Raw genomic sequence first — 21122 nt, forward strand, 5'->3', positions numbered from 1 at the left:
TGTCAGTGTTCGACCAGCCGGGAGTGGTTTCCGGTCGTGGCCAGGGCGGGGTCCAGGGCGCCCAGGGCCAGCCAGGTCGCGCCGCCTACGCCGTCGCGGGCGGTCAGGACCTCGCCGGCGAAGTGCTGGCGGATGAGTTGGCCGACCGGCGACGATTCACCCGCGACACTTCCCGCGAGCACCATCGGGCCCTGGTCCGAGGCTGTCTTCAGCCGGGCGACTGTCTCTGTGAGCAGTTCGGCTGCGCGTTTCACCAGGGCACGGGCGGTTTTGTCGTCCTGTGCGTACGCCGCGATGACGGCCGGTGCCAACTCGGCGAGCAAAACCGGTGGCCGGCTGTTGACCGTCCTCACCAGATCGTCGCGGAGTGCGTCGTACCCTTCGCGGTGTGCAACGGAATGCTGGTCCCGATCGGGCAGCACTGCTTGCACGACGGCCTGTTCGAGGAGGCCGAGCGGCTCGCGAAGGTCGAGAGCTTGCAGCACACTGCGCACAGCCTCCCGGCCGAGCCAGAACCCGGACCCCTCGTCGCCGAGCAGCCAGCCGTGCCCGCCGACGGTCCGCACGAGCTGGTGATCGCGGACCAGCCCGACGTTGCTACCGGTGCCCGCGATCAGCACGACTCCGTCCGGCTCCGGCGTACCCGAGGCGAAGGCGACCTCGAGATCGCCGATGTAGTCGGGGGTCACGGTGAGGCCGGCGCCGCTCCAGGCAGCGTCGAACTGGGCTGCCACATCAGGCCGTCCGAGCGCCGAGCCGCCCGCCATGCCAACCACAGCGGCCTTGACCTCGGACGCGTCCAGACCGGCGAGCGCGGCGTGCAGCGCCTGGCCGAAGTTGGCTGCCGCGCTTGCGGGATGACTGGTCGGGTTTCCGCCCGCGGCGGCTCCGCGACCGACCACGTTGCCCTCGGAGTCCGCGATCACGATCCGGGTGGAGGTGCCACCGAGGTCACCGCCCAGGACCAGCGGTCCGGCCGGCAAGGGGCGTTCGACCGACATACGCAATGCTCCAAACTGCTCAAAAGAGCCTCTTTACAAGCACAAAGAACTCACGCGACGGTCCCGATCCGTGGAGATCCCGGGGATGAGCCTTGACTTTAGCTGCCAGTTGAGAAAAGTTCTGTCCAGCAAACCGCAAACTTGCGCACTTGTCGGCACCCGGAGTGTCGTAACCAGCAGATTAGTCGAGGGGTAGGGCCGCTGATGGCCAGCAGCAAGCACGGGGGATCAGGGGAGACGAGTGGCGTGAGTGCGCAGTCCTATGTGCACGCGCTGACCCCGATTCTGGCCGCCGTGACCGAGCAGATCGACGGTCCGATCCAGCAGGCGGCCGACCTGATGACCGAGTCCCTGCGCGCCGACGGCGTGATCCAGGCGTTCGGTTCCGGGCACTCCGAGGCGCTCGCGATGGAGATCGCCGGTCGGGCCGGCGGCCTGATCGCGACGAACCGGATCGCGCTGCGCGACCTCGTCCTGCTCGGCGGCGAACCGCGGGAGCTGCTGCGCAGTGCGGAGCTCGAGCGCGACCCGAAGTACTCCCGCAAGCTTTACGAGCTGTCCGCGGCGCGGCCGGGCGACCTGTTCGTGATCGCCTCCAACTCCGGCGTGAACGGCTCGATCGTCGAGCTCGCGAGCGTGGTGAAGGAGAAGGGCCACCCGCTGATCGCGATCACCTCGCTGCAGCACACCGGCGGGATGGATTCCCGGCACCCGTCCGGGAAGAAGCTGATCGACTTCGCGGACGTGGTGCTCGACAACCACGCGCCGTACGGCGACTCCGTGCTCGACCTGCCCGACGGCGGCGGCAAGGTCTGCGCGGTCTCGTCCATCACCGCCGCGCTGATCGCGCAGATGATGGTCGCCGAGGTGCTGCGCCGGATGACCGAGGCCGGCGAGACCCCGCCGGTCTACCTGTCCGCGAACATCCCGGGCGGCGACGAGCACAACCACGCGCTCGAGGCGAAGTACGCCGGACGCATCCGTCGGACCGCCTGAACTGTCTGACCGCAGCCACCCTGAAGTAATAGCCTGCCGAAATGCTGAAACGGCGGACATTGCTGCAGGGTGCGCTGGCCGGCGTGGTCCTGAGCGGATGCTCATCGGCCCCGCCGGCCCGGACCGTCTCCCCGCAGAACCCGTTCGACGTCGACGCGAACGCTCCGCTCGACGTCGTGACCAGCGAGGAGTACGGCGGGTTCGCGGCGGCGGCGTACCGGAAGAAGTATGCGAGCGCCGTTGTCGCGCCGAAGGTGACGCCGCAGCTGTCGGACGCCCTGCTGCCGCGGTTCGCCGCGGGCAACCCGCCTGACGTCGTGCTCAACACCGGCGACCAGGAGCTCGAGCTCGGCCGGTTGGTGAAGGACGGGCAGCTGACCGACCTGCAGCAATTGCTCGACGCGCCGTCCTGGGACAACCAGGCCGCGAAGGTCAAGGACCAACTGCTGCCGGAGCTGCTCGACATCGGCCGGTACGACGGAACGCAGCGCACGCTCAACTACATCGCAACCGTCTACGGGCTGTGGCACTCGGCCAGCCTGTTCCAGACCAATGGCTGGGACGTCCCGCACACGTGGCCGGATTTGCTTGCCCTGGGCACCGATATGAAGGCGGCCGGCCTCGGCCCGTTCATCTACGCCGGCGCCCATCCGTACTACATCCTCGAACTGGTTCTCACGCTGGCCGCCAAGACCGGCGGAGCGGACGTGCTGAAACGCATCGACAACCTCGACGCGGGTGCGTGGAAGGACGAGAGCGTCACGCGGGCGATCGCTGCGGTCGGCGAGCTGACCAAGCGCGGCCTGATCGCCGCGGGCAGCGCGCAGTACGACCACATCGGCTCGCAGAAGCGCTTCCTCGCCTCGAAGGCCGGGATGCTGCCGTGCGGGAACTGGCTCGAGAACGAGATGAAGGGGCTGATCCCGCAGCGGTTCGGGCTGACGATGTTCGCCGTACCGCCGCTGGATGCGTCGCCGGCGCTCGCCAGCGGGCTGCATGTCGCGGCGACCGCGCCGTTCCTGGTGCCGGAGAAGGCGAAGAACAAGGCCGGCGGACTGGAGTACCTGCGGGCGCTGCTGTCCCAGGACGTCGCGGCGCAGGTGAGCTCCGAGTCCAACCAGCTCACGATCGTCCGCGGCGCGGCCGACGGCCTGGAGCTGAGCACGGCACTCCGCTCCGCCCGCGACCTGCTGACGGCGGCGGGTGATCAGGTCATCACCTGGTACTTCGACAGCTGGTACCCGGACTTCGCGAACGCGGCCGCCACCGCGACCGGGCAGTTCCTGGCCGGCGGGCTGCAGCAGTCGGAGTGGACCGCGCGGATCCAGGCCGCCGCGGACAAGCTCAAACAGGACGACGCGGTGACGAAGTACCACCGGGACTGACATATTCCTATCGCCGTCGAGCGCTGCTCGCCGTACTCTCGTGCTGAGGAGTGGCGACATGGCATGGCTCGGAGCAGCGGTTCTGTTCTTGATGCTCTGTGCCCTGCTCAGCCTTCTGCTCCCGAGCCCGCCGCCGGCCCGCTGGCGGCGCCGGCTGCAGCGTCTGACGGCGCAGGCACGCGGTCGTCTCCGCCGTCGTCCGATCCCGCCGCCGGACCCGTTCGACACGCTCCGGCTGCAGACCCGGCTCGGCACGTTGTCCACCAAGATCCGCCGGGTGGAGTCCACGCCGCATGTCTACGCGAAGGCGCATCGCCTGATGGCGCTGGAGGCGGCGTACGACGACCTCCTGGACGAGGCGTGCCGGCTGGCCGGCGTACCGGACCCGGAGATCAAGCAACCCGAAGAGAAGCGCTGGCAGGAGGAACAGGAACTGGCCTCCCGAGGGTGGTCCTGGTAGGTATACCGCCCGGGTGATGACCGCGACAGGGACGCTGGCAGAATCGGGCGTATGTCCCAAGCTGCGTCTGACCCCTCCGCAGCCGGTTCCCAGCGGCGCCCTCGGGTGCTGTCCGGGATCCAGCCGACGGCGGACTCCTTCCACTTCGGCAACTACCTCGGCGCGGTGCGGCAGTGGGTGGCCCTGCAGGAGGACCACGAGGCGTTCTACTGCGTCGTGGACCTGCACGCGATCACCGTGGAGTACGAGCCGAAGGCCCTTCGCGAGCGCACCCGCCGGTCCGCGGCCCAGCTGCTCGCGGCCGGTATCGACCCGGAGCGGTCCACCCTGTTCGTCCAGTCGCACGTGCCCGAGCACGCCCAGCTGAGCTGGGTGCTCGGCTGCATCACGGGCTTCGGCGAGGCCAGCCGGATGACGCAGTTCAAGGACAAGTCCGCCAAGGGCGGCGCCGACCGCGCCACCGTCGGCCTGTTCACCTACCCGATCCTGCAGGCCGCGGACATCCTGATCTACCAGGCCGACCGCGTCCCGGTCGGCGAGGACCAGCGCCAGCACCTCGAGCTGACCCGCGACCTCGCCCAGCGGTTCAACCACCGGTTCGGCAAGACCTTCCGGCTGCCCGAGCCGTACATCGTCAAGGAGACCGCGAAGATCTCCGACCTGCAGGACCCGTCCGCCAAGATGAGCAAGTCCAGCTCGTCCCCGGCCGGCATCATCGACCTGCTCGACGATCCGAAGGTCAGCGCCAAGAAGATCCGGTCCGCGGTCACCGACTCCGGCCGCGACGTGATCTTCGACCAGGAGAACAAGCCCGGCGTCGCGAACCTGCTGACGATCTACTCCGCGCTCACCGGCCGCAAGATCAGCGAGCTCGAGGACGAGTACGCCGGCCGCGGGTACGGCGACTTCAAGAAGGACCTGGCCGAGGTCGTGGTCGAGTTCGTCACGCCGTTCCGCGAGAAGACGCTCGGCTACCTCGACGACAAGGCGCAGCTCGACGCGATCCTCGCCGCCGGCGCCGAGCGGGCCCGCGCGGTCACCGAACCGACCCTGGCCCGGGTCTACGACCGGCTCGGCTTCGTCGCCGGCCCGCCACAGGGCCGGTAGGCCCCCGATGACGCCGATGACGCCGATGACGACGATCGGTGTCGCGATCCCGATCGCGGAGCCGTACGGCTCGGAGCTGCAGAAGTTCCGGGCCGAGTTCGGCGATCCGATGGCCGCGTCGATCCCCACCCACGTCACGCTGCTGCCGCCGACCGAGATCGCGGCGACCGACCTGGGCGTGATCGACGAGCACCTGCTCGCGGTCGCCGCCCGGTTCCCGCGGTTCCGGATCCGGCTGCGCGGTACGGCGACGTTCCGGCCGATCTCGCCGGTCGTGTTCGTGCCGCTGGCCGAGGGCATCTCGTCGTGCGAGGTGCTGCAGTCGCAGGTGCGTTCCGGCCCGCTGCAGATCGACCTGCGGTTCCCGTACCACCCGCACGTCACGGTCGCGCACGACTTGGACAAGGACGCGCTCGACCGCGCGTACGACGCCCTGTCGGAGTACGACTGCGCCTTCGACGTCGAGTATTTCAGTCGTTACGAACACGGCGCGGACGGCGTGTGGCGGCCGCAAAGGTCGTTCCCGCTGGCAGGCTGAGCCTCCTCGTCGCGGGTACAGGAGACTCATGAAACAGCTCAAGCGCGCCTGGAAACGGTTCAGCCGGAGCCAGCTGTGGCGAGCCTGGCAGCGCTACGGCGACCGGCGCGGCAACCGGCTGGCCGGCGCGACGAGCTTCTTCGGGTTCCTGTCGCTGTTCCCGCTGATCGTGCTGGCCGCTGCGATCATCGGGCCGCTTCTCGGTGAGAAGGCGATCGAGACCCTGAAGGAGACTCTCGAGAAGAACCTGCCCGGCGTCGGCGACAAGATCGACATCGACAGCCTGATCGCTCACGCGGGAACCATCGGGCTGGTGTCCGGGATCTCACTGCTTCTGACCGGGCTGGGGTGGATCGACTCGCTCCGTGCCTCGATCCGCTCGATGCACGAGCTCGACGACGAGCCCGGCAACGTGGTCAAGCTCAAGGTCGTTGACCTCGGTGCGCTGCTCGGCCTCGGCCTGATCGGCGTGATCGCCACCGGCGCCTCGTCGATCCTGACCGGGCTGTCCAAGCGGATCGTCGACGCCGCCGGACTCGAAGACACCTGGTTGGCGCACGGCGGCCTGAGCCTGGTCAGCGCGGTGCTGGGGATCGCCGCGGGCGCCGTGCTGTTCCTGTACATGCAGACCGCGCTGCCCCGGATCCTGCTGCCGCGGAAGGTCGCGCTGATCGCCGCGCTGGCCGGCGGGGTCGTGTTCTATCTCGCGCAGCGGCTCGGCAACCTGTACGTAAACCACGTGATCGGCACGAACGCGGCGTACGGCGCTCTGGCGTTGCCGCTCGCGCTGCTGGTGTGGACCTACCTGATGACCCGGGTGATCATGCTGATCGCGGCGTGGACGAAGGAAGCGACGCTCGACCTGGAGACCGCGTCGGAGAGCCCGGAGCCGGTCGAGGAGGCCGAGGCGGCTGAGGAGACTCGGCAGGCCAAGGAGCCCGAGCCGTTGCTGCTCGGGCCGCCGGGCAAGCGGTACAAGGTGGTGCCTGTCCCGCAGCGGAAGGCGGACACGGTCGCGGTGGCGGCCGGTGCGGTGCTGGGCGCGACGCTCACCACGATGGCCGTCCAGTTCGCGCGAGCGGTGCGCTCAGTACGTCGCTAGCGCTGTTAGTGACGGCGCCGGCGGAGCGTGCGCGGTCGGCGCAGGAACAGGCCGAGGAGCAGGACCGGCGGTCCGGCGTACGCCCAGACCGGGACGCGGAAGGCGAGGGACTGGACGGCCTGGCCAGGGCTCAGGACCGTCCGGCTGCGCTGTGGCCTGGCGATGCCCGAATCGGGCTTGTCGGCGGGCTTGCCCTGTGTCGTGGTCTTCGGCGGACCCTCGGCCTTCACCAGCGTGCCGACCGGCTTGAGCTTGCTGTAGTTGGTGAATGTCCAGGTCAGCAGGTTGCTGGCGTCCTCGGTGATGCCGTGCGGCGCATTCATCATCGTGACGACCAGCGTGTGGCCGTTGCGCCGGGCGGCGCCGACGAACGTGTTCCGGGCCAGCGTGGTGTAGCCGGTCTTGACGCCGAGCGCGCCGTCGTAGTTGAACAGCAGTTTGTTCTGGTTCGCGACCTGGTACGTGCCCTTGTTGCCGGCGTTCGGGAAGTTCGTGAACTTGGTCGACGCGTACTTCGCGAAGTCCGGGCGCGCGAGCCCCGCCTGCGCGAACAGGGCCAGGTCGTACGCGCTGGAGTACTGCCCGTCGGCGTCGAGCCCGGTCGGGTCGGTCACGTGCGTGTCGAGCGCGCCGATCTCCTTGGCCTTCGCGTTCATCCGCTGGATGGTTGCGGGGATGCCGCCCTCGTCGTGCGCGCAGAGCGCATGGACGGCGTCGTTCCCGGAGGCCAGGAACATGCCCTGGAAGAGCAGGTCGACGGTGTAGTGCAGGCCGGGGTACACACCGACCTTGCTGCCGATGATCCCGGCGTCGGCGTCCGACCCGATCACCGGATCGGTCTTCTTCAGCCTCGGCAGCAGGACGAGGGCGGTCAGCGTCTTGAGCGTGCTGGCCGGGCGGAGTTTCGCGTGCGGGGCCTTCGCCGCCAGTACCTGACCGGTGTCCAGGTCGGCCACGACGTACGCCGACGCCTGCACGGCCGGCGGTGCCGCCCCGTCGGCGATCACCGTCGGCTTCGCCGTCAGCAGGTCGCCGCCGACCGGGCCTTGCGGGCCCTGGTCGGCGGCGGCAGCTGTCAGAGGTCCGGTGGCCACCAGGGCGGTGGTCGCGCAGGCCGTCAGAAGCAAACGCATCGCGGGCACTCTAGTTGCCCGACGGTGCAGATGTCACAGTCGGGTCTCATGCCCCGATCAGGCACGGTAGGCGGTCCACATGTTGCTCATGCGGGTTGACTGGCCGGGCGTGAACTGGTTGTAGCAGGAGTCGTAGGAGTAGTCCATGTAGTTGTGGATCGGGTCCAGCCCCGGCAGCGAGCAGGAGTCCCGGCCGGTCGGGCAGCCGCTGGAGGCGCTGCTCTGGGCCGGCGTGTCGGACACCGAGTCGTTCGTGCTCGTGCAGCCGCCCTGGAACGTGTGGTAGAGCCCGAACCAGTGGCCGGCCTCGTGGGACGCGGTCTTGCCGAGGTTGTAGTTGGTCGCCGACCCGCCGGGCAGCGAGCTGTACTGGACCCGGATGCCGTCGATGCTCGGGTTGCTCGCGTAGTCCCACGGGAACGTCGCGATACCGAGGTACGAGAAGTCGACCAGCCAGATGTTCAGGGCGTTCTTACCACCCTTGCGCGTTTGTGACCGGTACTGCGTGCTCTGCCGGTCGTTGTGCCAGTTGTTGTTCTTGTAGCGGTCGGTGCCGGCCAGATAGAACGTGAAGCCGGTGTTCGCGGCCTGTGAGGACTCGCCGCCGGCGTAGTCCTGGTTCAGCTCGGCGATCTGCTGGTCGATCTGGGTCGCGGTGACGTCGCCGGCCCCGGAGGTGCTGAGCATGACGTGCACGTACACCGGGACGCTGGCCGCGGCCAGCTTGCCGGCCGTGGGTGCGAGTCCACGGGCCTGCTTGGCCTTCAGGATCTGCGCCGTCCTGGCGTCGATGGCCTTCTGCTCGGGCACCGACAGTTCCCGGTGGTCAGCACCGAAGCCACCACGCGCGGCGGCTCCGTCCTCCGGCGTGAAACACGCCGGGTTCCCGGTCTGGTTGACAGGCAACTGAGCAGTCGCCTGTCCTCCCAATGGGCTGAAAGCGAGCGCCGTACCGGCCAGCAGAACGGCCAGGGCGCGGGGACGGGTGACGAAAGATCGCATAGCGGTCCTCCAGAATCGGGCCACTTGGGCGGTGCGGCCGAATCCGCCGATTTTCCCCACCATCCCGCGAAGTGCCAACCCATTCCCTGACCCCCTGGTGCCACGGCACCGCATTGACAGTTCTGGCTAGGCTTGAGTCAATGGACTGGACGTAGACCAATAGACTCCGGGAGTGGCCGTGTTGGGTGTGGAGGAGTTGCGGGGGCTGGTGGAGGCCGGTGAGGTTGACACGGTGTTGGTGGCGATCACCGATATGCAGGGGCGGTTGCAGGGGAAGCGGTGTGGGGCTCGGTACTTCCTGGAGGAGGTGCTGAAGCACGGGACCGAGGGGTGTAATTACCTGCTGGCTGTCGACGTGGACATGAATACCGTGGACGGCTACGCGATGTCGTCGTGGGAGCGTGGGTACGGCGACATGGTGATGGCGCCCGATCTCGACACTCTCCGGCTGGTCCCGTGGCTAGAAGGTACGGCGATGGTGCTGTGCGACGTGCAGTGGCTGGACGGACAGCCGGTCGTCGCCTCGCCGCGGCAGGTACTGCGCAAGCAACTCGACCGGCTCGCGGAGAAGAACCTCAAGGCGTACGTCGGGACCGAGCTCGAGTTCATCGTGTTCGACGACACGTACGAGACCGCCTGGAACAAGCGCTACACCGGTCTCACCCCGTCGAACCAGTACAACGTCGACTACTCCCTCGTCGGCACCTCCCGGATCGAGCCGCTGCTGCGCGACATCCGCAACGGCATGACCGGCGCCGGGCTGTACGTCGAGTCCGCGAAGGGCGAGTGCAACCTCGGCCAGCACGAGATCGCCTTCAGGTACGACGAAGCGCTCACCACCTGCGACAACCACTCGATCTACAAGACCGGTGCGAAGGAGATCGCCGCGAAGCACGGCAAGAGCCTCACGTTCATGGCGAAGTACGACGAACGTGAAGGCAACTCCTGCCATATCCACCTGAGCTTCCGCTCCACCGACGGCGATCCGGTCCTCGCCGGCGACCGTGACTACGGGTTCTCGCAGATGATGGAGCACTTCATCGCGGGACAGCTCGCCTCCCTGTCGGAGTTCACCTACCTGCTCGCCCCGAACATCAACTCCTACAAGCGATTCGCGAAGGGCAGCTTCGCCCCGACCGCGATCGCGTGGGGTCTCGACAACCGCACCTGCTCGCTGCGCGTGGTCGGCCACGGCGACTCGCTCCGGGTCGAGAACCGCCTCCCTGGCGGCGACGTCAACCCGTACCTGGCCGTCGCCGCGATCATCGCCGCCGGCCTGCACGGCATCGAGAACGAACTGGAGCTCGAGCCGCTGCTCGAAGGCAATGCCTATGAGTCCGACAAGGAACACGTGCCGTCCACCCTGCGCGAGGCCGCCGCGTTGTTCACCGGCTCGAAGCTGGCGCGTGAGGCGTTCGGCGACGAGATGGTCGACCATTACGCGAACGCCGCACGGGTCGAGCTCGACGCGTACGACGCCGCCGTCACCGACTGGGAGCGGGTCCGTGGTTTCGAACGGCTCTAGACGTCCGCGCATCGGCATCACGACGTACCTGGAGCCGGCGACCTGGGGCATCTGGCACCGCGAGGCCGCGCTGGTCCCGCGCGTCTACCTCGACGCGGTCGCCGCAGCCGGTGGCACACCACTCCTGCTGCCACCGGTCGGCACTGATCCGTCCGTGCTCGAGATCCTCGACGGTCTCGTCATCGCGGGTGGATGCGATGTCGACCCGGCCTCGTACGCCGCGACGCCGCATCCCGAGACCGTCGACACCAGGCCGGGGCGGGACGACCACGAAACCGTCCTGATCCGAGCGGCCCTCGACCAGGATCTTCCGTTGCTCGCGATCTGCCGCGGCCTGCAGATGCTGAACGTGGCGCTGGGCGGCACCTTGCACCAGCACCTGCCGGACGTCGTCGCGCACGACGAGCACCGACCGCAGCCCGCGGTTTTCGGCACCACGGAGGTGAAGATCGAGCCCGGCACGCTCACCGCGCGGATCCTCGGCGACAGCGCGACCGGCAACTGCTACCACCACCAGGCCCTCGACCTCGTCGCGCCGGCCTTGAAGGTCACCGCCCGCGCCGGCGACGGGACCGTGGAAGCTGCCGAAGTAGAGGGCAAGGACTTCGCACTCGGCGTGCAATGGCACCCGGAAGAGACCCCCGAGGACCTGCGGCTGTTCACCGCGTTGATCAGGAGCACGCAATGACGTACGACGTACTCAATCCGGCCACCGAGAAGGTGATCCGGACCATCGAGCTCGCCGGCGAGGCCGAGGCCGACGCCGCGATCGCGAGAGCAGCCAAGGCCTTCGAGACCTGGCGGGACGTGAACCCGGCCGACCGCGGCAGGCTGCTCAGGCGGTTCGCCGACGCGGTCGATGCGAACTTGGAGCACCTGGCCGCGTTGGAGGTCGAGAATGCCGGCCACACGATCGGCAACGCCCGCTGGGAAGCGGGCAACGTCCGCGACGTCCTGACGTACTACGCGGCCGCGCCGGAGCGCCTGTTCGGCAAGCAGATTCCTGTTGCCGGAGGCATCAATGTGACGTTCCAGGAACCGCTCGGCGTGGTCGGCGTGATCGTCCCGTGGAACTTCCCGATGCCCATCGCCGGCTGGGGTTTCGCACCGGCCCTTGCCGCAGGCAACACCGTCGTACTCAAGCCGGCCGAGCTGACCCCGCTCACCGCGATCCGCCTCGGCGAGCTCGCGCTCGAAGCGGGCCTGCCGCCGGGCGTGTTCGAAGTCATCCCCGGTCCAGGGAAGACGGTCGGGCAGCGGTTCGTCACCCACCCGGATGTCCGCAAGATCGTCTTCACCGGATCCACGACTGTCGGCAAGCAGATCATGGCCGGTTGCGCCGACCAGGTGAAGCGGGTGACGCTCGAGCTGGGCGGCAAGTCCGCGAACGTCGTCTTCGCGGACGCGGATCTGGAGAAGGCGGCAGCGCAGGCGCCGTACGGCGTGTTCGACAACGCGGGGCAGGACTGTTGCGCGCGGTCGCGGATTCTGGTGGAACGTAAGGTGTACGACCGGTTCATGGAGTTGCTCGAGCCCGCGGTGAAGAACTTCAAGGTCGGCGATCCGAGTGATCCGGCGTCGGAGATGGGTCCGTTGATCTCCAAGGCTCAGCTCGAACGGGTCGCGTCGTACACCCAGGAACCCGCCTTTCAGGGAACGGCGCCGGCCGGACCAGGGTTCTGGTTCCCGCCGACCGTGCTGGCGCCCCCGAGCGACAGGGCGGCAAGGGAGGAGATCTTCGGCCCGGTCGTGGCAGTGATTCCGTTCGAGGACGAGGCCGACGCGGTGCGGATCGCGAACGACAGCGAGTACGGGCTGTCCGGCTCGATCTGGACACGCGATGTCGGTCGCGCGATCCGCGTCGGTCGCGGGGTCGAGGCCGGCAACCTCTCGATCAACTCGAACTCGTCGGTGCGGTACTCGACGCCGTTCGGCGGTTACAAGCAGTCCGGCCTCGGCCGGGAGCTCGGTCCAGACGCGCTGAACGCGTTCACCGAGACCAAGAACATCTTCATCAGCACGGAGGACTGAATGGACTCACATGCGCATCGGCTGGAGGGCCGCGTCGCGGTGGTGACCGGCGGGGCCAGCGGGATCGGTCTGGCTACGGTACGGCGGCTCGCCGCGGAGGGTGCGCACGTCGTGATCGGCGACCTCGACCCGGACGCGGGCAAACAGGCAGCGGACGAGGTCGGCGGCCTGTTCGTCGCGACCGACGTCACCGATGCCGCCGCCGTGGAGAACCTCTTCAAGCAGGCCTTCGACACCTACGGCAGCGTGGACATCGCGTTCAACAACGCGGGCATCTCGCCGCCCGACGACGCGTCGATCCTGGACACCGGCCTGGAGGCGTGGCGCAAGGTCCAGGAGGTCAACCTGACCTCGGTCTACCTGTGCTGCAAGGCCGCGATCCCTTACATGCAACGGCAGGGCAAGGGCTCGATCATCAACACCGCGTCGTTCGTCGCGGTGATGGGCGCGGCGACCTCCCAGATCTCGTACTCCGCCTCGAAGGGCGGCGTGCTGGCGATGAGCCGCGAGCTCGGGGTCGAGTTCGCCCGGCAGGGGATCCGGGTGAACGCACTCTGCCCGGGCCCGGTGAACACGCCGCTGCTGACCGAGCTGTTCGCGAAGGACCCCGAGCGGGCCCAGCGCCGGCTCGTCCACGTCCCGATGGGCCGCTTCGGCGAACCCGACGAGATCGCCGCCGCGGTTGCCTTCCTCGCGAGCGACGACTCGTCCTTCATCACCGCCAACACCTTCCTCGTCGACGGGGGAATCTCCGGCGCTTATGTGACACCGATCTAGTCTGGGGGCATGGTCGTTCAGGCAGACGAGGCGGTGTTCCGGCCGGTCCGGGCCGGGAACCCGTTCGAGGAGACGGTCGAGCGGTTGCTACAGGCAATCAAGCTCGGTGTCGTCGTGCCCGGCGACCGGTTGCCGCCGGAGCGCGAGCTCGCGGCCCGGCTGAACGTCAGCCGGGTCACGCTCCGCGAGGCGATCCATGCGCTCACCGAGGCCGGGTACGTCGAATCCCGCCGCGGCCGGTACGGCGGCACGTTCGTCAACGAGAAGCTGCCCAAACCCCGTCGTACGCCGGCCAAACGGCTCGCTCGCGACCTGGCCGACGGACTGGACGACGCCCTCACGCTGCGGTTCGTACTGGAGACCGGCGCCGCGGAAGCCGCCGCCACCCGGGAGCTGAGCGACGCCGAACGAGACCACCTCGAACGGTGCCTCGCCGACACGTCGGCCGCCCGGCTCGCCGACTACCGCCGCCTGGACTCCCGTCTGCACCTGGCGATCGCCGAGGTCACCGGCTCGCCGTCGTTGACGTCCGCGATGGCCGACGTCCGCATGCGCCTGAACGAACTCCTCGACGCGATCCCGCTGCTCGAGCGCAACATCCAGCACTCCAACGAACAGCACCAGGCGATCGTCACCGCGATCCTGGCCGGCCATCCGGACGCCGCCCGCCAGGCGATGCAGGAACACCTCTCCGGTACGGCGGTCCTGCTGCACGGCTTTCTCGCCTGACTGCTTGACACTCGCGATGGCGGGTGCCTCCATTGCGTAAAGGTCTGGGGGAAGACCATTGAGGCGCTGTGTCTGGCTGGGTCTAGGAGGCTCAATGACTGACGACGAGGATCGCCTGCACCAACTGGGTTACGCACAGGAGCTGAACCGGACGATGTCCGGTTTCTCGAACTTCGCGGTGTCGTTCACGATCATCTCGATCCTGTCCGGCTGCTTGACGTTGTACGGGTTCGGGATGAACACCGGCGGCCCGGTGATGATCGTGTGGGGCTGGCCGATCGTCGGGCTGATGACGTTGTTCGTCGGCCTCGCCATGGCGGAGGTGTGTTCGAGCTACCCGACGGCGGGCGGCCTGTACTACTGGTCCGCGAAGCTGGCGCCGTCCAACGGTGCTGCCTGGTCGTGGTTCACCGGGTGGTTCAACTTCCTCGGCCAGGTCGCGGTGACGGCCGGCATCGACTTCGGAGCGGCGTTCTTCCTGAACGCCTTCCTCGATCTGCAGTTCGGGTTCAGTGCGACGCCGGGGCACACGATCCTGCTGTTCGGGCTGATCCTGTTGCTGCACGGCCTGCTGAACTCGTTCGGCGTGAAGCTGGTCGCGCGGCTGAACGACATCAGCGTCTGGTGGCACATCGTCGGTGTGCTGCTGATCGTCGGCGCGCTGGTGTTCGTGCCGGACAAGCACCAGTCGGCCTCGTTCGTGTTCGGCCACTTCGTGAACAACACCGGCTGGGGTTCGACCTTCTACGTCGCACTGCTCGGCCTGCTGCTGGCGCAGTACACCTTCACCGGGTACGACGCTTCGGCGCACATGACCGAGGAGACGCACGACGCGGCGCGTTCCGGTCCCCGTGGAATCGTGATGTCGATCCTGGTGTCGTTGGCAGCTGGATGGGTGCTGCTGATCGGCCTGACCTTCGCGATCCAGAACTACGACGGCTCGCTGCACAGCTCGACCGGCGTACCGCCCGCGCAGATCTTCATCGACGCGGTCGGCGCGGTGACTGGCAAGATCCTCCTACTGGTCGTGATCGGTGCCCAGTTGTTCTGCGGGATGTCGTCGGTGACGGCGAACTCGCGGATGATCTACGCGTTCTCCCGGGACGGTGCGCTGCCCGGCTCGAAGTTCTGGCACAAGATCAACCACCGCACGCGGACGCCCACTAACGCGATCTGGCTGGCCGCGGCGGGTGCGTTCATCCTCGGCCTGCCGTACCTGTGGAACGCGACGGCGTACGCCGCGGTCACGTCGATCGCGGTGATCGGCCTGTATATCGCCTACGTCCTGCCGACGCTGCTCAGGCTCCTCCAGGGTGACCGTTTCCAGCCCGGCCCGTGGAACCTCGGCCGCTGGAGCCGCCCGATCGGCATCGTGGCGATCGCCTGGGTCGCGTTCATCACGATCCTGTTCATGCTTCCCCAGGTCAGCCCGGTCACCGCCAGCACCTTCAACTACACCCCGATCGCCGTTCTGGTCGTGCTCGGCTTCGCGGCGGCGTACTGGTTCCTGTCCGCCCGTCGCTGGTTCACCGGCCCGAAGGTCCAGGGCAGCGAGGCGGAACTCGCCGCCATCGAACGCGATCTCGAGTCGATCTAGTCCTGCGTTCAACCGCCTGTCGCGCAAGATCGCGGCAGGCGGTTGAACTTTGTCTACAACTGCAGACCATCCGGTGCCCCGGCACGATCGTGCCGTCGCGACTGCTCGGATCTGGGCAAGAGTCGGTGACAGGATGGTGACCATCGAATTTCCACATGTGACACTTGCCGTGTCGAACGGTCGTTTCCTGTGATAATCAACGAGGGCCACTTCGACAGGGATCGGCCTTCGGGGAGCTAGATGACTGACGACGAACTGGTCGGCCGTGCCGGACTGGTTGAGCGCGCTACCAAGCAGCTCGAGACCAGTGGAAGCGTGCTGCTGTACGGCCCGACCGGTATCGGCAAGTCCGCTCTCGGGCGGGCCCTCGTCGCGGATCGGGGCCGGAAGGGCTGCCGGATTCTCAGTGCTGCCCCGTCCAACTCCGAGGCCGGCCTCCCGTACGTCACGCTTCTCGACCTGCTGTCCAACCAGCTCGAGTTCGCCTGGGGCGTGCTCCCGGATCACCTCCGCCAGCCGCTCGAGGTCGCGCTGCTGAAGGCGAGCGCCCCGGACACGGTGCGCGACGAGCTCGCCGTACGCCTCGCTGTCCTGCATGTACTTCGCCGCCTGGCGACGACCGGACCGGTGTTGCTGGTCGTCGACGACATCCAGTGGGTGGATCCCTCGAGCCTCGAAGTGCTGACGTTCTGCGCCCGCCGGCTGTCCGAGGGCGTGCATCTGCTCGCCACCGAGCAGGTGGCCGACGGCGATCTGCCGGTGATGGTCGACGCATGCCCCGAGCCTGTGCTGCAGCTCGAGGTTCCGCCGTTGACCGAGCCGGACGTTCTCGCGCTTCTTCGCCAACGCCTCTCGAACCCGCTCCCGGTCCGCACCGCCCGCCGCATCTTCACCGCGAGCGCCGGCAACCCGTTCATGGCTCTCGAGCTCGGTCGCGCCGTACTGCGGCATCCGAAGAGCGTCTCGCCCAACGACCCGCTCCCGGTGTCCAGCCGTCTCAAGACGCTGCTCGGCGACCGCCTCTCCACGCTCGCGCCGGCCGCGCACGAGCTGCTCCTGCATGCCGCGTCCTCGCCGCGCCCGACCACGACCCAGCTCGCGCGGTCCCTCGACCGCCCGATCGAGGCCGACCTGGCCGAGGCCGAGTCCCTCGGGCTGATCGACATCGCCGCCGAGCGCCTTCGCTTCACCCACCCGTTGCTTCGCGAGTTCGTGTACGCCGAGGCGACGTCGGCCGCCCGCAGGCAGGCACACGCCCTGCTGGCGGCCGTGGTCGACGAGCCGGTCGAGAACGCGACCCACCGCGCCCTCGCCACCCAGGAGGCCGATCCGGAGTTGGCCGCCGCGATCGAAGAGGCCGCGACCGTCGCCGCCGGCCGTGGCGCGCCCGGCGCCGCCGCGACCCTGTGGCGATTGAGCGCCGAACGTACGCCGATCACGCGGCCGGACGACCGGGCCCGCCGTCTGACCCGGGCCGCCGATGACGCCGCGGCCGCTGGTCATCTTGCGGAGTCGGCCGACATGGCGCAGTACGCCGTACAGGCTGCTACGAAGCCGGAGACGAAGGTGCCCGCGCTGCTGCTCAGCGCGGATGCGGTCTGGCCGGAGCGCGATCGCCGGGTCGAGCTGCTCGCGGAGGCGTTCGCGGCTGCGAAGGGCGACAAGCGGCTCGAGGCACGGGTGCGGATCGAGCGCAGTCACAGCCACTACTTCGATCGCAGTCTGGACGACGCGCAGGAGGACGCTCGCGTCGCCGAGGCGCTGGCGCGGGAGGCAGGCGACACCGAGGCGATCGTCGACGCGTTGAGCGCGGCGAGCTCGGTGCTGATGGCGCGTGACGCCGAGGAGTCCGCGGACGCCGTGCTGGAGCAGGCCGCCGAGCTGGCGAAGGGACTGCCGCTCACCAAGACCGTGGTGAACGCCCGCCAGATGGCCGCGATGCGGGAGCTGTTCCGCGGGCGGACGGACGAGGCGATCGCCCGGATCACAGCACTGGTCGACGATGTCCGCGACCATGGCGCGATGCGCTGGCTCGCGTCCGTCCTGATCTCGGCGACCGCGATCTACGAGCGCAGCGGGCGCGGCGCCGAGGCACTCGCCGCCGGTCACGAGTGCTACCAGCTGATGCAGGACATCGGTGACGAGGCCGAGGTCGGCATGGTCATCGCCAGCCGCGCTGAGTGGGTCGGTGGTTCGGCGGCCATGGGCCGTCAGCTCGCCGAGGCCGCGCTCGAAGGCGTCCGCCTGGTCGGGAACGACGAATGGACCGGCCCCGCGCTGGCGAGCATCGGGCTGATGGCCGTGCTGACCGGCGACCCGCAGCGCGCGGTCGAGTCGTTCGACGCGATCGCGGCGTCGGGCGAGGCCGCGATGCCGTACGACCCCGCCGTCATCCCGTGGCACGCGGACTACGCGGAGGCGCTCGTCGCGGCCGGCCGGCTCGACGACGCCGCCAGGCTGATCGCCGAGATCCGCACCCGCGCCGAGAACCTCGACCGTGAGGTGGTCATGATCGGCCTGGCCCGGTCCGAGGCGCTGCTGATCGCCAAGCAGGGCGACCCGGCCGCGGCGCTGGACCTGCTCGAGAAGACGATCAGCACGGCGGGGGACCGGGTCTACCCGCTCGACCTCGCGCGGTGTGAACTCACCCGCGGCCGCGTCGCCCGGCAGGCCCGTCGCCGTTCGGTCGCTCGGACCGCGTTCCTGGACGCGATCGAGCAGTTCGAGGCGTACGGCGCTCCCGCCTGGCGCGAGGTGGCCGAGACCGAGCTGGCGCGCCTCGACGTACCGAGCCGGAGCCGGCAGCCCTCGGAGCTGACCGACAACGAGCAGCAGATCGTCTCGATGGTCCGCGACGGCTCCACCAACCGCGAGATCGCCGCGGCTCTTTACCTGTCGGTGAAGGCGGTCGAGTCCCAGCTGACCCGCCTGTACCGGCGCTTCGGTGTCGCCAACCGCACCCAGCTGCTCCGCATGGTGGACCGCCCCGGTCACAATGGTTAGGTGAAGCTCGAACGGAAACATGCTCTCGTCCTGCTCGCCATCGCGGCCTGGAACGTCATCACCTATCTGCGCTTCATCAAAGCGTTGATGGACACCGAGGGGCGCCCGACCGGGTACTACGTGGCGCACACGATCCTGGTCATCGTGAACCTGCTGATCGCCGCGCTGCTCGGCACCTGGGGTGTGCGCGCGTACAAGGCGGCTAAGGCCTCACAAAGCTCGCCGGTGTGACACCGAGCAGTTTCCGGAAGTGCCGGTTGAGGTGTGACTGGTCGTAGAACCCGGCCAGCGTTGCCACCTCGGCGGCCGGATGCCCGTCGAGCAGGTACCGACGGGCGAGATCGACCCGCCTGCCGGTGAGGTACCGGTGCGGCGGCATGCCGTACTCGCGGCTGAACGCCCGCACCAGATGCGCCGGATGCGCATGCACCACCTTCGCCGCATCCTCCAGTGGTGTTGGATCGGCGCATGACGAGTTATCCGCTTCTCGAGGTGCGGGTCAGTACGCCGACGTTGGAGTTGCGGGGCGCGACCGACGACCTGCTGGACGAGTTGGCGGATGTGGTGCGCGCCGGGAAGACGCACGCCGACCCGCCGCCGTACGACGACCCGATCTCGCTCTACGAGCCGGATCCCGACCAGCGGGTGGCCAAGTGGATGCGGGCGATCTGGCGTGGCCGCGGCAAGGTCGAGACCGACGCCTGGCGGCTGTACTTCGTGGTCGTCGTGGACGGGCGTCCCGTTGGTATGCAGGACCTCATCGGCGTGAACTTCTCCACCCTTGGCACGGTCACGAGCTTCTCGTGGCTGTCCACCGATGAACGCGGCCGTGGTCTCGGACACGAGATGCGCGCCGCGATCCTGCACCTCGCGTTCGAGGGCCTCGGCGCGAAGGAGGCGAGCAGCGACGCGTTCGTCGACAACCACGGCTCGAACGCGATCTCACGAGCCCTCGGCTACGAACCGAACGGCTCGGACTGGGCCACCCGCCTGGGCGAACCCGGTCTCCTGAACCGCTGGCGACTGACCAGGGACAACTGGGAGAAGCACCGCCGGGACGACATCCAGCTCCACAACGTCGAGGCGTGCCGGACCTACCTGCCCTTGTCGTGACGCGACCGGGATCTGGTCAGAAGGTGTCCGCGGGGACGTAGACGCCCCAGACGTCCCGGAGGGTGTTGCAGACTTCGCCGACCGTGGCTCGGGCCTTGAGCGCGTCCTTCATCGGGTAGAGGCAGTTGTCGTTGCCTTGGGCAGCTTTCTTCAGGGCGGCCAGGGCTTCGTCGACGGCTGCCTGGTCGCGGGTGGCGCGCAGCTCGGCCAGGCGGGCGATCTGCTGGGCCTCGATGGTCGGGTCTACGCGGAGAGGCTCGTACGGCTCCTCCTCGGCGATCCTGAACTTGTTCATGCCGACCACCACCCGCTCGGCCGAGTCGATCTCCTGGGCGATCTGGTACGCCGAGCGTTCGATCTCCTGCTTCTGGAAGCCCTTCTCGATCGCGGCGACGGCGCCGCCGTACTCCTCGACCTGGTCCATCAGCTCCACCGCGGCGGCCTCGACCTCGTCGGTGAGTGACTCGACGACGTACGAGCCGGCGAACGGGTCGACGGTCGCGGTGATGTCGGTTTCGTACGCGAGGACCTGCTGCGTGCGCAGCGCGAGACGGGCCGCCTTCTCGGTCGGCAGCGCGATCGCTTCGTCGTACGAGTTGGTGTGCAGCGACTGAGTCCCACCCAGTACGGCGGCCAGGCCCTGGATCGCGACGCGGACGAGGTTGACCTCGGGCTGCTGCGCGGTCAGCTGGACGCCGGCCGTCTGGGTGTGGAATCGCAGCATCAAGGACTTGGGGTTCTTCGCGCCGAACGTGTCCCGCATCACCCGCGACCAGATCCGCCGCGCCGCACGGAACTTCGCGACCTCCTCCAGCAGCGTCGTCCGCGCGACGAAGAAGAACGAGAGCCGCGGCGCGAACTCGTCCACGTCGAGCCCGGATGCGACCGCGGCGCGGACGTACTCGATCCCGTTCGCCAAGGTGAACGCGATCTCCTGCGCGGGCGTGGCCCCGGCCTCGGCCATGTGGTAGCCGGAGATCGAGATCGTGTTCCAGCGCGGCAGCTCGGTCTGGCAGTACGCGAAGATGTCGCTGATCAGCCGCAGCGACTCCTTCGGCGGGTAGATGTAGGTCCCGCGGGCGATGTACTCCTTCAGTACGTCGTTCTGGATCGTGCCGGTGAGCTTGTCGGCGGACACGCCCTGCTCCTCGGCCACCAACTGGTACAGCAGGAGCAGCACCGACCCGGGCGCGTTGATCGTCATCGACGTCGAGACCTGGTCCAGCGGGATCTTGTCGAACAGCACGCGCATGTCGTCGATCGAGTCGATCGCCACCCCGACCTTGCCGACCTCGCCGTGCGCGATCGTCGCGTCGGAGTCGTAGCCCATCTGCGTCGGCAGGTCGAACGCGACCGACAGGCCCATCGTCCCGTGGTCGATCAGCTGGTGGTACCGCTGGTTCGACTCCGCCGCGGTGCCGAACCCGGCGTACTGGCGCATCGTCCATGGCCGCTGCGTATACATCGTCGGGTAGACGCCCCGGGTGTACGGGAACTGGCCCGGCTCCCCCAGCTTCACCGCCGGATCGAACCCCTCCAGCGGTTCGTACACCGGCGCGAACTCGAACCCCGACTCGCTGCGATGACTCATCCCCCCACCGTAGGCCGAACCACCACCGCACT

General features: G+C 68.4%; 20 protein-coding genes. 15 read left to right on the plus strand and 5 right to left on the minus strand.

Annotated features, from left to right (window positions below):
* Positions 1 to 2: 2 nt before the first annotated feature.
* A complete protein-coding gene (locus AB0J62_RS16955) occupies positions 3 to 1001 on the minus strand; it encodes a BadF/BadG/BcrA/BcrD ATPase family protein (protein ID WP_363870922.1) in 999 nt (332 codons plus the stop codon).
* A 246-nt stretch (positions 1002 to 1247) separates the two neighbouring features.
* Between AB0J62_RS16955 and AB0J62_RS16960 the strand changes: the two genes are divergently transcribed.
* Genes AB0J62_RS16960 through AB0J62_RS16985 form a run of 6 tightly spaced genes read left to right on the plus strand, consistent with a single transcriptional unit; the run spans position 1248 to position 6589 of the window.
* Positions 1248 to 1997: an SIS domain-containing protein gene (locus AB0J62_RS16960; RefSeq protein ID WP_363870925.1), complete on the plus strand. Its 750-nt coding sequence runs from the start codon at positions 1248 to 1250 to the stop codon at positions 1995 to 1997.
* 41 nt (positions 1998 to 2038) lie between these two features.
* Positions 2039 to 3382 (plus strand): N-acetylglucosamine/diacetylchitobiose ABC transporter substrate-binding protein, encoded by a 1344-nt coding sequence (gene ngcE, locus AB0J62_RS16965; RefSeq protein ID WP_363870928.1) that lies wholly within the window; start codon positions 2039 to 2041, stop codon positions 3380 to 3382.
* Between the two features lie 58 nt (positions 3383 to 3440).
* Positions 3441 to 3842: a hypothetical protein gene (locus AB0J62_RS16970; protein WP_363870931.1), complete on the plus strand. Its 402-nt coding sequence runs from the start codon at positions 3441 to 3443 to the stop codon at positions 3840 to 3842.
* 51 nt (positions 3843 to 3893) lie between these two features.
* Positions 3894 to 4949, plus strand: a complete 1056-nt coding sequence (gene trpS, locus AB0J62_RS16975; protein ID WP_363870934.1) for a tryptophan--tRNA ligase — start codon at positions 3894 to 3896, stop codon at positions 4947 to 4949.
* Positions 4950 to 4956: 7 nt separating this feature from the next.
* On the plus strand, positions 4957 to 5487 hold the full coding sequence (locus tag AB0J62_RS16980; protein WP_363870937.1) for a 2'-5' RNA ligase family protein: 531 nt from the start codon (positions 4957 to 4959) through the stop codon (positions 5485 to 5487).
* Between the two features lie 28 nt (positions 5488 to 5515).
* The gene (locus tag AB0J62_RS16985) at positions 5516 to 6589 is read left to right on the plus strand and encodes a YhjD/YihY/BrkB family envelope integrity protein (RefSeq protein ID WP_363870940.1); all 1074 of its coding nucleotides are present in this window, start codon (positions 5516 to 5518) and stop codon (positions 6587 to 6589) included.
* Between the two features lie 5 nt (positions 6590 to 6594).
* Here the strand turns inward: AB0J62_RS16985 and AB0J62_RS16990 are convergent, their stop codons facing one another.
* Together AB0J62_RS16990 and AB0J62_RS16995 are read right to left on the minus strand one after the other, a co-directional pair.
* Complete coding sequence (locus tag AB0J62_RS16990; protein WP_363870943.1) at positions 6595 to 7722, minus strand: D-alanyl-D-alanine carboxypeptidase family protein; 1128 nt, start codon at positions 7720 to 7722, stop codon at positions 6595 to 6597.
* 57 nt (positions 7723 to 7779) lie between these two features.
* Positions 7780 to 8724, minus strand: a complete 945-nt coding sequence (locus AB0J62_RS16995; RefSeq protein WP_363870946.1) for a zinc metalloprotease — start codon at positions 8722 to 8724, stop codon at positions 7780 to 7782.
* A gap of 172 nt (positions 8725 to 8896) precedes the next feature.
* On the opposite strand from AB0J62_RS16995, the gene AB0J62_RS17000 reads away from it, so the two are divergent.
* The 8 genes from AB0J62_RS17000 (at position 8897) to AB0J62_RS17035 (ending at position 18617) form a co-directional block, all read left to right on the plus strand.
* On the plus strand, positions 8897 to 10249 hold the full coding sequence (locus AB0J62_RS17000) for a glutamine synthetase family protein (RefSeq protein WP_363870949.1): 1353 nt from the start codon (positions 8897 to 8899) through the stop codon (positions 10247 to 10249).
* On the plus strand, positions 10230 to 10937 hold the full coding sequence (locus tag AB0J62_RS17005) for a gamma-glutamyl-gamma-aminobutyrate hydrolase family protein (RefSeq protein WP_363870952.1): 708 nt from the start codon (positions 10230 to 10232) through the stop codon (positions 10935 to 10937). Before AB0J62_RS17000 ends, AB0J62_RS17005 begins: the two co-directional genes overlap by 20 nt.
* Positions 10934 to 12280: an aldehyde dehydrogenase family protein gene (locus AB0J62_RS17010; RefSeq protein WP_363870955.1), complete on the plus strand. Its 1347-nt coding sequence runs from the start codon at positions 10934 to 10936 to the stop codon at positions 12278 to 12280. The genes AB0J62_RS17005 and AB0J62_RS17010 overlap by 4 nt, the downstream gene beginning before the upstream one ends.
* Positions 12281 to 13057, plus strand: a complete 777-nt coding sequence (locus AB0J62_RS17015; protein ID WP_363870963.1) for a 3-oxoacyl-ACP reductase — start codon at positions 12281 to 12283, stop codon at positions 13055 to 13057. It begins immediately after the preceding gene.
* 9 nt (positions 13058 to 13066) lie between these two features.
* Positions 13067 to 13786 carry an FCD domain-containing protein gene (locus AB0J62_RS17020; protein ID WP_363870966.1) on the plus strand — a complete coding sequence of 240 codons (720 nt, stop codon included), beginning with the start codon at positions 13067 to 13069 and terminating at the stop codon, positions 13784 to 13786.
* 94 nt (positions 13787 to 13880) lie between these two features.
* On the plus strand, positions 13881 to 15383 hold the full coding sequence (locus tag AB0J62_RS17025; RefSeq protein WP_363870969.1) for an amino acid permease: 1503 nt from the start codon (positions 13881 to 13883) through the stop codon (positions 15381 to 15383).
* Between the two features lie 240 nt (positions 15384 to 15623).
* Positions 15624 to 18386, plus strand: coding sequence for an AAA family ATPase (locus tag AB0J62_RS17030; protein ID WP_363870972.1), 2763 nt, complete (start codon positions 15624 to 15626; stop codon positions 18384 to 18386).
* Positions 18387 to 18617: a hypothetical protein gene (locus AB0J62_RS17035; protein WP_363870975.1), complete on the plus strand. Its 231-nt coding sequence runs from the start codon at positions 18387 to 18389 to the stop codon at positions 18615 to 18617.
* On the opposite strand, the gene AB0J62_RS17040 is transcribed toward AB0J62_RS17035, so the two are convergent.
* Positions 18589 to 18819, minus strand: a complete 231-nt coding sequence (locus AB0J62_RS17040) for a helix-turn-helix transcriptional regulator (protein WP_363870978.1) — start codon at positions 18817 to 18819, stop codon at positions 18589 to 18591. The genes AB0J62_RS17035 and AB0J62_RS17040 overlap by 29 nt on opposite strands.
* 35 nt (positions 18820 to 18854) lie before the next feature.
* Here AB0J62_RS17040 and AB0J62_RS17045 point away from each other — a divergent pair, with 35 nt between their 5' ends.
* Positions 18855 to 19499, plus strand: coding sequence for a GNAT family protein (locus AB0J62_RS17045; protein ID WP_363870981.1), 645 nt, complete (start codon positions 18855 to 18857; stop codon positions 19497 to 19499).
* Positions 19500 to 19515: 16 nt separating this feature from the next.
* On the opposite strand, the gene AB0J62_RS17050 is transcribed toward AB0J62_RS17045, so the two are convergent.
* Positions 19516 to 21090, minus strand: a complete 1575-nt coding sequence (locus AB0J62_RS17050) for a methylmalonyl-CoA mutase family protein (RefSeq protein WP_363870984.1) — start codon at positions 21088 to 21090, stop codon at positions 19516 to 19518.
* Positions 21091 to 21122: the final 32 nt, after the last annotated feature.

Source organism: Kribbella sp. NPDC049584, assembly GCF_040675555.1.
In the GTDB taxonomy this organism is placed as follows: Bacteria; Actinomycetota; Actinomycetes; order Propionibacteriales; family Kribbellaceae; genus Kribbella.